General features: G+C 58.1%; 6 protein-coding genes. 2 read left to right on the top strand and 4 right to left on the bottom strand.

Annotated features, from left to right (window positions below; genetic code table 11):
• Positions 1–27: 27 nt before the first annotated feature.
• Positions 28–6,210 carry a cadherin domain-containing protein gene (locus ABIB59_RS04290; protein ID WP_354034127.1) on the top strand — a complete coding sequence of 2,061 codons (6,183 nt, stop codon included), beginning with the start codon at positions 28–30 and terminating at the stop codon, positions 6,208–6,210.
• Complete coding sequence (locus ABIB59_RS04285; RefSeq protein ID WP_354034125.1) at positions 6,207–8,897, top strand: sulfotransferase; 2,691 nt, start codon at positions 6,207–6,209, stop codon at positions 8,895–8,897. The genes ABIB59_RS04290 and ABIB59_RS04285 overlap by 4 nt, the downstream gene beginning before the upstream one ends.
• A 165-nt stretch (positions 8,898–9,062) precedes the next feature.
• Here the strand turns inward: ABIB59_RS04285 and ABIB59_RS04280 are convergent, their stop codons facing one another.
• The 4 genes from ABIB59_RS04280 to ABIB59_RS04265 form a co-directional block, all read right to left on the bottom strand.
• A complete protein-coding gene (locus tag ABIB59_RS04280; protein ID WP_354034123.1) occupies positions 9,063–10,031 on the bottom strand; it encodes a LacI family DNA-binding transcriptional regulator in 969 nt (322 codons plus the stop codon).
• Positions 10,032–10,093: 62 nt separating this feature from the next.
• Complete coding sequence (locus ABIB59_RS04275; RefSeq protein WP_354034121.1) at positions 10,094–11,032, bottom strand: ROK family protein; 939 nt, start codon at positions 11,030–11,032, stop codon at positions 10,094–10,096.
• Between the two features lie 53 nt (positions 11,033–11,085).
• A complete protein-coding gene (gene chbA / locus ABIB59_RS04270) occupies positions 11,086–11,391 on the bottom strand; it encodes a PTS N,N'-diacetylchitobiose transporter subunit IIA (protein ID WP_039079804.1) in 306 nt (101 codons plus the stop codon).
• Positions 11,392–11,418: 27 nt separating this feature from the next.
• Positions 11,419–12,744, bottom strand: coding sequence for a PTS sugar transporter subunit IIC (locus ABIB59_RS04265; protein ID WP_354034119.1), 1,326 nt, complete (start codon positions 12,742–12,744; stop codon positions 11,419–11,421).
• Between the last annotated feature and the right edge of the window lie 8 nt (positions 12,745–12,752).

Raw genomic sequence — 12,752 nt, 5'->3', positions numbered from 1 at the left:
ACCGACAGCGGCGATATCAGCGGTGGGGTGACCTTCTCGCTCAAAGCGGGCAGCGACGCGGGTCTGACCATCAACCCGACCACCGGTGCGGTCACGCTGACCGGCAACCCGGATTTTGAAAGCAAATCCAGCTACAGCTTCACCGTTGTTGCCACCGATGCGGCAGGCAATGCCAGCGACCGGACGGTCACCCTGGGCATCAATAACCTCGATGAGGTCGCCCCCAGCTTCACCACGGGCAACAGCAGCGACAGCTTCGCCACCGCCACGGTGAGCGTTGCCGAGAATACCGCCACCAGCACCGCCATCTACACCGCGCAGGCCTTTGACAATGACGCCGCCGATGGTGGCGAGCACGTCACCTACAGCTTGATCGATGCGGATAATGGCGCAGACGCCCAGTATTTCACTATCGATGCGGCAACGGGTGCGGTCACTTTCAAAGCTAGCCCTGATTTTGAAGGCACCCACGCGCCTGCATACACCTTTATCGTCGCCGCCACTGATGCGGCAGGCCATGTGACCACGCAGACCGTCACCGTTAATGTCACCGATGTGGACGAAATCGCACCGACTGTCACACTCGACGGCAGCTCGACGGGGCCCGTGATGCTGAGCCCGGCGACGGGCTACATTTACCCCAACGGTTTTGACACAACCGCGCTGGGCGACGGTAGCTTCCTGATGACATGGGCTGGCAACAACAATGGCAGCTACGGGATCTATGCGCAGCGCCTGAGCGCTCAGGGTGTGGCGATGGGTGATCCCGTACAGCTTGCATCAGGCGCGACCAACACTTACTCCAACGCGTTGGACAGTGTTATCAGTGTGACGGCCATTAACGACGCAGGGGCGTATGCCGTTGCCTGGACCGGCAAGAATAGCGCCAGCACTGACAGCAGCATCTATACGCAGTTGTTCAACGCTGACGGTAGCCCAATATCCGCAGCCGTGAAACTTGATGGGGCCGCTTCTGCGCAGGATATCGCCCCGCAGATCGCGACGCTTACCGATGGCAGCTATATCGTGACCTGGTACATCAACGGCGGCGGTGTCTACGTGCAGCGCTTTGATGACGCGGGTGTCGCAGTTGGCAACACCGTGCCACTGATTGCGCAAGGCTCCTCTAACAACGCCAGCCCGCAGGTGACCGTGCTGGACAGCGGTAGCTACGTGGTGACCTGGCAGGGCCAAACCTCCGGCGACTACCACATCTACGTGCAGCAGTTCGACGCTACCGGCACCCCATCCACCCAAGTGGTGCTCGACGCCTCGACGGGAAACAGTACTAACTACGAAACCCTGCCGCAGATCACGGCGCTGGCTAACGGCGGCTATGTCGTTACCTGGTCCGGCTACAACTACAGCAACTCGAACTACAACAGCAGCACCTATGTGCAGCAATTCGATGCCAACGGCGCCAGGGTTGGCAGCATCGTCGAACTGAACGGCGCGAGTAACGCTAATTTCGGTAGCGAATATACCTACCCGTACGTTGCAGCGCTGACCGGCGGTGGCTACGCCATCACATGGATGGAATATACCGATACAAACGGCTCCGACGATTACACTGTCTTTGTTCAACAGTTCTCTGCTGGCGGCAGCAAAGTGGGCGCTACCGTGCAACTGGACGCATCACACAACAATACGAGCAATAACTACGACGAATTACCGCGCATCACGGCGCTGGGCGATGGCGGCTATGTCGTTACCTGGATGAGTTTGGGCAGCTCGAATTGGGACGTCAATGTGCAGAAATTCGATGCCAGTGGCGGCCTGGTGGGCGGTGTCGTACAACTGCAAGCTTCCAGCGGCGCGACCGACCTCTATCCACAAGTCACCGCCGTTGGTACAAACGGCGAATACATGGTGACCTGGTACGGTTATGCCAGCGGCATTTCAGGCTATCACCTCTTTGTGCAGAAATTTAACGCAGACGGCAGCACCCACGAAAACCTCGTCGTGCTCAACCACGATGGCCATGCCACCGTGCAAAGTACCGAAAGCGGCACCATCTATCTCGTCAACGACAATGTCGTGGTCAGTCAGCTTAGCGACATTACGGGCGCCGCCAGCAACCAGTGGGCCAGCACGACTGTCACAGCCAATACCAGCGCAACTATCTCTGCCGCAAATCTCGCAGAAGGTACCTACCATGCTTATGCCGTCGATGCGGCAGGCAATCTTTCTGTTATTTCCGGCCGCAGTGTGTTGGTGGACAACACCGTACCTGTCTTCACCAGCGCTGCCACCGCCGCCGATATTACCGATAGCACTGCCGTCGGCGATACTGTCTACACCGCTGCCGCCACCGATGCGCACGGCGTGACCTACAGCCTGAGCGACACCCAGCACTTCCGCATCAACACCAGTACCGGCGTCGTAACGCTGCTCTCCAGCCCGGCCAGCGCCACTGGCGCACAATTCACTGTTACCGCCACCGACGCCGCTGGCAACCAGACCACGCATACCGTCACCTACAACGTCGTCGACACCACGCCGCCTGCCGTCACGCTCACCCGCGACGTGGATGGTGTGGAGAACAGCAGCCAGACGGTCACCGTGCAGAGCACCGAGGCCGGCACGGTATACCTGGTCAGCGACAGCGTGACAGTGACGAATCTGGGCAGCCTCACCGCCGCCGCCGACAACCTGGTGAACAGCGTCGCCGTCGCGGCGAACGCTGGCACCACGCTGGCGCTGACCGGCCTTGCCGAAGGCACCTACCACGCTTATGCTGTGGACGCGTCCGGCAATGTCTCCGCCATCTCGGGTAGCAGCGTGATTGTGGACAACACCGCGCCTGTCTTCACCAGCGCTGCCACCGCCGCCGATATTACCGATAGCACTGCCGTCGGCGATACTGTCTACACCGCTGCCGCCACCGATGCGCACGGCGTCACTTACAGCCTGAGCGACACCGGGCACTTCCATATTAACGCCAGCACTGGCGTCGTGACGCTGCTCTCCAGCCCGGCTAAGGCCACCGGTGCGCAATTCACCGTCACCGCCACCGACGCCGCTGGCAACCAGACCACGCATACCGTCACCTACAACGTCGTCGACACCACGCCGCCTGCCGTCACGCTCACCCGCGACGTGGATGGCGTGGAGAACAGCAGCCAGACGGTCACCGTGCAGAGCACCGAGGCCGGCACGGTATATCTGGTCAGCGACAGCGTGACGGTGACGAATCTGAGCAGCCTCACCGCCGCCGCCGACAACCTGGTGAACAGCGTCGCCGTCGCGGCGAACGCTGGCACCACGCTGGCGCTGACTGGCCTTGCCGAAGGCACTTACCACGCTTATGCCGTTGATGCGGCAGGCAATCTTTCCATCATTTCCGGCAGCAGCGTGATTGTGGACAACACCGCGCCCGTTATCGCAGGCGGCGCCACCGCTACCGGCGCCACCATTGTTGGCGGCACGGCGGCTGGCACCCAGGTGTACGATGCCAACGCCACGGACGCCCATGCCATCACCTATAGCCTGGACGCGGACAGCCTCGCCAATTTCTCCATCAACCCCACCACCGGCGTCGTCACATTGAACAACGCCGCTATCGAGGGCAGCTATAACTTCATCGTTACCGCGACCGATGCCGCTGGCAACCACAGTAGCCAGACTGTCACCCTTAACGTCAGTGCTGGCCTTAATGGCAGCGCGTTGGTCTCGGGCAGTACCACCGACACATCCACCGAGATGAACATCAACGTCGGTCTGGAGAAACTGAGTAACGGCTACACGGTGCTGGAGTACATGAAGCAGACCGGCGGCGACAATATTTCCTGGGATCCGACCGGCCCGCTTTACGCTGGCGTTATTAAGGTGCTGGACGCGGGCAATAACGTCATCAAGACCGTCGACATCAGTATCCCCAATGGCTACACCATGATGGATACACAGATCAAGGCGCTGGCCAACGGCGGTTTCGTCGTGGCCTGGTCGCAGGTGGATACCGCTAATTACTCAGATTACAGCGTCCACTATGCGATCTATGACAACAGCGGCAATCTGCAATCCAGCAACACCCTGGCAGCCCCTGGTACCGGGGTCACCATCGCGGCGCAGAGCAGCGCGAATGGCGGTGATTTCGCGATCGCCTACCAGACGATGGGGACCGGGACCGATCAGCAGGAAGCTATCTCTGTCTTCCACTACAACGGCAGCGGACTCAACTTCACCCAGGGCGCGCAGACCTTGATTGGCGGCAACAGCTCGAGCGCCAATTTCGGCGGCGTCGCCAGCCCGGCAGTCCAGTTGATGAAATTCCAGTTGACGCCGGGTGTGCTGACGGCACTGAGCGATGGCAGCTATGTGCTGGCGTCCGAGGTCTACGACTGGATAGGCACGCCTGGTCAGTCGGCGACAAGCACGCCTATCGGCGCCTTCATCTTCAAGCTCGACGCCTCCGGTTCGCTGGCCAACTTCGACAGCGGCAAGACCTGGCAGCGTGTTAACTGGAATGACGAGCAGGGTTCGCCGACTAACGCCATTGCTTTCGATGGGGGTTTTGCTGTCTTTAGTCAGGAATATCGCACTGCGACCTGGCAGGTCACGCTCTATAACAACAACGGCACGCTCATCACCACCAACGTCCAGAGCAACACCGTTTATAACATGGGGACCCAGAGCTATCACGCCGTGGACGTTGGTGCGATGGACAAGGTGACCCATGATGAGTTGCAGTACAGCACCGCCGGCTACCTGGCGGCATCAGCCACGGTGTACGACAACGGTACGGATCTGGTGTTCGTGTTCCCTGACGGAAACGGCGGCCTGAGCCAGGTCAGTATCTCCAAAACCACCGGCGAGCTGACCAGTGCGGTGACGGACACCGGTATCACGGTGCCCCAGGGCGGGCAGTTGTACAACGTGCGGATCGTCTCCGATGGCGCGGGCGGCCATGACATCACCTACTCTGTGCTGTTTGATAGCGACACAAGCGATGGCGGTAAGGCTGGCTATGCTGTCGGCGATATCTATCAGATTGGCCTGAACGCAGGTCCTGCTCCCGCGTTACCGATAGTGACCGATGCCCATATCGCCATCACCTCCACGCCAGGTGGCGCAGACGGCAGTACCTACAAGATTGGCGACACCGTCACCGCCGTGTGGGATAACTCTGCCAGTGGCGACGCCAATACCAGCACAGTGACCGGCGTCACCATGGATTTCAGCCAGTTTGGCGCCAGCACGCCGGTGACGGCCTGGGACGATGGTACCCACGGCGATGTCACCGCTGGCGATGGCAAGTATACGGCCCAATACACTATCGCCGCCGGCTCCATTAACAACGTTCATGGTCTCAACGTCTCTGTTACGGCCACTACGGCGAGCCACACCTCGGCCACTGCGGCGGACAGCACCGGTCTTACGGTAGACAGCACAGCGCCTGTGCTCTCCAGCAGCACGCCGCAGGATAACGGCGGCAGCGTTGCCACGGGCTCTAACCTGACACTGACCTTCAGCGAGAACGTGCAGGCCGGCAGCGGCCATATCACCCTCGTTAACGACGGCAACAGCAGTCTGAACAAGGTCATCGACATCACCGACAGTTCGCAGGTCTCTATCAGCGGTCACACGGTGACGGTCAACCCGACAACGGATCTGGCGGCTGGCGCAAACTACCATGTCCAAATCGACAGTACCGCGCTGCACGACGCGGCGGGGAATAACTATGCAGGTATCAGCACGTCAACGGGGTTGAATTTCACGACCGCTTCCGCCTCGGTCGGGGATCCTTCCATCGTGGTGTTCGACCTGACGACGGGACAAAGTTCCGAGCATAACGGGCGTGTCTTTGACGCCAATACCGCGTACACCATCTATATCAAGGTCAACAGCACTTACAGCCCGCTGGTTGGTCTGGATAGCAACGAAATGTGGTCGGGCGCGCAGAATCTGGGCACGGACGACAAGATTGTGCTGGTGGGCACGGGGAGTGATGTTAAGGGAAGCCATGGCGAGGCAGTAGTGGCGATGAATCACGGCGGCAATTCCGTTAACTGGGTGGCGGGGTTCTCTTCTACGCTTTCTAATGTCGCCGGCGTTGCCGCAAATGGCCAATTCGCTCGTGGTGGGAATAACGCGGATCTTTGGAACGGCACCTGGGCCGCAAACCCGAATGCGGATAATTCGTTTGCTCAGGCGTATCTGCAGGCGATGCCTGCTGGCGTCCTCACCTCGCAAGGGCTGGCGATACCATGACAGGTTCACTGATTCTGCTACGCCGTCTGGTCGAAATGCGGCAATTCGAGGCGCTGCAGGAGGCTGTCTTTAGCCTGCCGGCGCTCTCATCAGCAGAACAGGTGCTTTTGGCCCTGGCTCAGGCCCATTTGGGCCAGCCAGAGGCGGCCCGCCAGACGCTGGGGGTGCTGATCCCGGCTGAACTGGAGGTCGATGCCCGTGTCGACCTGGCTGCCGTGCATCTGCTTCTTGGGGAATCTGCCACGGCGCAGGCGATGCTGGAAGCCACCCGCACCGAGGCACCAGACCACTCGCTTCTGCTGGCGCGTCTGGCTGCCTGTTATGTGCAGCATCAACGGGAGGAGGAGGCTATCCCCCTGTATGAGTGCAGTCTGCGCCTGCAACCACGTATCGACGTCTATCAGCAACTGCTGCGTCTCTACCTGCAAAGTGAGGCGTTGCATCAGGCCGAAGAGACGCTGGCCGCCGCAGACCGCTTCTGGGCAGGCGAGCGGGAGCACTGGCCCGCACAGCAGGTGGCGCTGCACGATCAGCAACTGCGCGGTCTGCGTCTGGAGCTGTGGCTGGCCCGTGGCGACTTCGCCCGCGCTGATGCCTGGCTGGACGCACGCCATGCTGAATTGGCTGAGGACGATTACTGCGGCCTGCTGACCGGTTATGTTCAGCGTCTGGCCGAGCGAGGACGCCATGCCCAGGCCGAGGATGCGCTGCGCCATGGTCTGCGTCATTACCCGGAACATCCGGACCTGTACCTACAGCACGCTGAACTGGCTGAGTTGCAGGGGCGCATACCGCATGCCATTGCCTTGTTGCACCGTGCCATTAATCTGGCCGGGCAGCAGCAAAAAATAACGCTTCCTCTGCGCCTCAAGCTTGCCAGCGTCGCTACCCAGGGGCATCCGGCGTTGGCGCGTACAATGGCTGAACAGGCTCTTGAGGAGGCCGGGGCGCTGACGCCTTCACCCGATATGGACGCCGCGCAAATCGGTCACTGGCTGGCGCAGGCGCAAGTAGCACTGGCCGGTGCAGACGCGCAGGAACAGCGGTACGCCGGGGCAGAGGCGCGATACATCGACGTGCTACAGGCACATCCGCAACTGCTCCCGGCACTGCAAGGGCTGGGACAGTTATATATGCAATTGGGGCGTATCGACGAGGCTGTTGCGCTGTTCGAGCAAATTTTGGCGATCGACCCGGCACGCGGTCATGCGGCGCTGATCAATGCCCGTCGTTTTCCGCAAGATGAAGAGACATTGATTCGCCTGGAAAATCTGGCGCGTCGGCCTGGCTTGTCCGGCCCGGTGCAGCCTGGATTGCTGCTGCAACTGGCTGCTGCCTGGGAAAAACGCAAAGAGTACGCCAGAGCCTTCACCCTGGCCAACGAAGCCAATGCCGCCCACCGCGCACTTCTACGTTACGATCCGGTTGCACACCGACAAAGCTGCGCGCGTATCCGCCACGCATTCAGCCGTTCGCTCTACGAGCACCGACGCCACATCGGCAACGATTCAACGCTGCCGGTATTCGTACTGGGTATGCCGCGTTCCGGTACGACGCTGATTGAACAGATTCTGGCGGGGCACAGCCAAATCCACGGCGCGGGCGAACTGGGGGTGATTCCCAGCACGATCGCCAGGCTGGAGCGCTGGGAGCGTCATACGGGGTCAGGACACCATTACCCGGATTGTGTGGACGATCTGTCGGCCGATGTCGTGGCGGGTATCACCGCCAGCCTGCTCAAGGAACTGCGGGAAACCGTGCCAGAAAACGCTTCTGAGGTTCGGCATGTGGTGGACAAGCTGCCGCACAATTTCGAGAACATTGGTCTTATCAAGCTGCTGTTCCCGAACGCGCGGATAATCTCAGTGCGACGCGACCCGCGTGATATCGCTATCTCCAACTACTTCACCGACTACGCAGCCAAACATGGCGGTATGGGCTTCGCCTATGATTTGCAATGGATTGGTGAACAACTGGCCGACCACAATCTGTTGATGCACCACTGGAACCAGCTATTCCCCGGCGAAATTCTTGAGGTGCGCTACGAGGATGTCGTCTCTGACCCGGAGCGTGAGGCGCGCCGCATGCTCGCTTATCTGGGCGTGCAGTGGGAGCCACAGGTGCTCGACACGTCTGAACTGGACAGGCCGGTCAAGACCGCCAGTGTGTGGCAGGTGCGTCAGCCTATCTATCAGACCGCGCGCGAACGCTGGCGGCGTTACGCGGACTTTCTGGCGCCGCTTACCGCGGGAACCAATGCGAAGATCGTGCATGAGCCTATTGAGATGGTAAGCCTGCCGGTGCCGGGAATGCAGACCGAGGGTATTGTCTACTATCGTCAGGGAAAACTTGATGAAGCCGAGATGCTTTTCAGACGCCTGTTGCACCATCTGCCCGAACACGCTACCGCGCATTTCATGGTAGGCCTGATTTATGTTCGCAAAGGGCACCTGGCCGATGGCATCGGGCACATGGAAAAGGGACTCCAGGCCTGCCCATGGAATGCCAACTGGCGACGCGATCTGGCACAGGCCTACGAATTGGCGGGGCAACCGGAAAAAGCACAGGCGTTAAGGTCGCGCCACGTCAGCACGGATGACCGTGTGATGAGCGTAATAGACGTTGACCAGGATGACGCTGTTTCTCTGGATTTCTCCATTCGCACCTCCGCGACGCGGCCGTTTTAGTGAGCTGTGGCAGTAGCGCGAATATCTTATGGCGGAGTGTCGCGCGCTGACGGCGTAAACGGGGCAGGGCAGAAGGATAAGGGCAGGCAAGGTCATCTACAGCGACAGAATCGTGCTCCTTATGTCGAGGTTTTCCCGCTGCGCCCATTTACGCGAAAGGGAATTTCACATCGCGTTAATATCGGTTACCGATGCGCGTGCCACCAGGCGTCCGGTAATCGATTTGCCCTCTTCCACAAAGACAGGGTGCCCATCAATCAATGACTGAATACGTTGTATACATTGTTCCAGCAATTGATCGACAGGGTAAGCGATGCAGGTCAGCGGAGGATAAAGCAACGCGGCAAGCGGGGAATCCTCAAGGCTGACGATAGAGACTTCTTGCGGTACGGCGATATTAAATTCACGCAATAAACGCATGGCCTCGGCGGCGTAGCTGTCGCGTTTGGCAATGATTGCCGTGTATTTTGTAAAACTGTTTATGAGTTTTAACAATGCCTGTTCGATATTGTTGTTGGCCATAACCAGCAACTGGCGGTTAAACGGTAGCGAGTAATTCTGCAAAACGCTGCGATACCCTTCCAGCATCTGCTTACTGGCAACGTCGTCTTCATTATCAACGAGCAAGGCAATATTGCGGTGCCCTTTCCCGAGCACATAACGACAGGCGCTTTCTGCCGCGAAAGCATAGTTATAGCCCTGGTTGGCGCTTCCTTTAGTGGAAAAGGCGTCAAAGGCGATGACATTGGCTGGCATATCGCTACTGGCATGACTTAAGGTCACCACCGCCGCGCATTGATGATGCAGACTGTGTATGGCGGCTTTTTGCTCATGTTCATCATTAACGTACTGAATCAGTAATGATTTATTGAGCGCTTTCACCGCAAGCGACAGGCGAGGCAAAAGCGTCGCGCTGAAACTGGCTTCATGAGCGGGCAACACCATACCGATATAACCTGATGTATTACTGGCCAGCGTCTGCGCCGCAAAACTGGGACGATAGTCGAGCACTTCAACGGCTTTTAACACCGCTTCACGGCTATCGTCGCGCACGCCACGTGTGCCGGTCAGCACGCGTGAAACCGTGGCGCGGGAAACATTGGCTAATTTTGCAACATCATCAATAGTAGGCATGGTGTTTTCTGTATGGCGATTTTCTCCCAATAATACCATAAATGCAGACCAGTTTTAGTCACTTACGCCGTACGGCGCGCCGTATCAGTTTGGTGCGAATGAAGCGTGGGCAGCCATGCAGCGCCGCGAACCCCGCTGGCGTCACCGAACCTGGCTTTCACAATAGCAGTGTGACAAGAGGATGAAAAAATGTACCTCTTGATAGCTGGTGGAAGGTCGCGATAGATCGATGCAACGTTAGAAAGGCCGCCGCCAATGACAATGACATGCGGATCGAGCGTATTGATAACCCCGGCGATGCTGCGCGCAAAAGCGTCGATAAAGTGCTGATAATGAGCGAACGCCAGCGGATCGCCTGCTTCGGCTGCGGCAATGATCGACTCCGTGCTTAGCTGGCTTTCCTGTTTCTCATTGAAACGACGGCTAAATCCGGTGCCGGAAATATAGCTTTCAATACAGTTCTCATGCAGACAATAGCAGTGCTGAACCGGGCCATCTTTTTCTGCTGTCCAGCCTGGCAGTGGATTGTGTCCCCATTCGCCTGCAATGGCGTTGGGGCCGCTGAGTAACTGTCCATTCACCACCACGCCGCCGCCGCATCCGGTGCCGATAATAACGCCAAACACTGTCCCATAACCCTGGCCCGCACCGTCGATGGCCTCGGAGAGGGTAAAACAGTCGGCATCGTTGGCCAGAAAAACCGGTTGTTCCAGGCGACAGGCCAGATCTTTTGCTAAATTTTCGCCATTCAGCACCAGACAATTACAATTCTTGATAAGATCGGTTTCCGGGTCTATCGCGCCCGGCAGCCCAATCCCGATGGTAAATTCCTGCTTCTGTTCGGTTTTGATGTATTCCACCATCCCGACGAGATGATGAAGAAATCCGGCGTAGTCGGCTTTATACGTTGGACGCCGCTCACGAAAACGAACGGTGCCGTTTTGGTCCAGCAGTACCGCTTCCATTTTTGTACCGCCAATATCAAGGCCAAGGTGAAGCATTGTCATCCTCCAGTAAAAGAAGAGAGGCTGCGCCTCTCTTCGGTGTCGTGCAATTAATGGCGCGTGCGGTAAATCTCGATAAGTTCCGTCACTAACTCTTTCGCAAGGATGGAGGTCATCAGGTGGTCCTGGGCATGCACCATCACCAGCGTCATTTTGGTTTTTCCTTCGCCTTCATCGGCTTCAATAAGCTGGGTCTGGACTAAATGCGCTTCACGGGCAAAGTGTTGCGCCTGCTGCATTTTTTCATCAGCATCGGCAAAATTGCCTTCTTTGGCGCTCTGCAATGCTTCATAGCACAGGCTGCGTGATTGTCCGGCATTGATGATAATGCCCATGACTTGCTCTTCTAATTCCATAACATCCTCTGAGTTCGGTTATTGCAGTTATGCGGTTTCTGACTGGCCTGTAGCACCGGATGGCTGATTTTCAGCGGTATCTTGTGCAAGTAGCTGTTTTTCGTAGGCTTTAAAGAACGGAAAATACATGGCGGTGGCAGTGACCATACAAATGAGACACATAATGACAGGGCTAAAAGCCCAGTTTGCCGCCCAGGAGGCGCCGATCGGCGCCGGCGTGGTCCACGGGGTCATCGAGACCACACGGGCGACCAGGCCAAAGTCGAGTGCCAGGTAGGCCAGTGTCGCATTGACCATCGGCACAAGCACAAACGGAAGGAAGAACAGCGGGTTCATAATGATCGGTGCACCAAACAGAATGGGTTCATTGATGTTGAACATACCAGGAACGATACCCATACGGCCGATAGTGCGCAGGTGCACGGCTTTGCTGCGAATCAACAGCAGCGCCAGCGGTAAGGTTGAACCCACGCCGCCGATCAGCAGATAGTGATCCCAAAAACCCTGCACATAAATGTGGGGAATGGCGGTGCCTGCGGCAATGGCCGCCTGGTTGACGGACAGGTTCGCCATCCAGAAAGGGTTCATAATGCCGGTGACGATCAGCGCGCCATGGATCCCGGCAAACCACAGGATCTGGCACACCAGCACAGAGAGCAAAATAGCCGGTAAGGTGTCCGACGCGGCGACCAGCGGTTTAACCAGCGACATGATCGCTTCCGGGATGATCATGCCAAATTGGGCTTCAATAACCAGATTCAGCGGATGCAGCGTCAGCACCACGGCAAGAACCGGGATGAGGATTTCGAACGAACGTGCCACCCCGGTCGGGACTTCAGGCGGCAGGCGGATGGTGATGTTGTTCCGACGCAGGAAGGCGTACAGCTCCGTGGTATAGATGGCGACTAGCAGGGCGGTGAAAATCCCCTGGCCGGAGAAATACGCCGTCGAAATTTGCCCATCTTTAAGCGGCGCGGCGATAAGCAAAAAGCCCATCAGCGAGAGCATGCCTGACGTCAGTGGATCCAGTTCATGATGGCGGGCGAGACTGGCGGCAACCCCGACAGAAATAAATATCGTCATGATGCCCATGCTGAAATAGTACGGCAGCATCAGGTTGGCGCGATTATCGAGCGAGAATTGCAGCCAGGCGCGCGCGAATCCCCAGGTGGTGTCGGGGGAAAAGGGCGGAAAAATAAACACCAGCATAAAAGAGCCGACAATCATAAACGGCAGCGCAAGGATGAAACCGTCACGAATAGAGGTAACGTATTTTTGCTGGCCGACGGCGCCGGCCAGCGGCGTGATTTTTTGCTCAATCACCGCGATTAATTTCGAGTACAGAGAACTCATGGCGTGTC

The sequence above is a fragment of the Citrobacter sp. UYEF32 genome, from assembly GCF_040546205.1.
Lineage (GTDB): Bacteria > Pseudomonadota > Gammaproteobacteria > Enterobacterales > Enterobacteriaceae > Phytobacter > Phytobacter diazotrophicus.
Note: the sequence above shows the minus strand (reverse complement) of the source record. Positions and strands in the feature narration are given on the sequence as shown.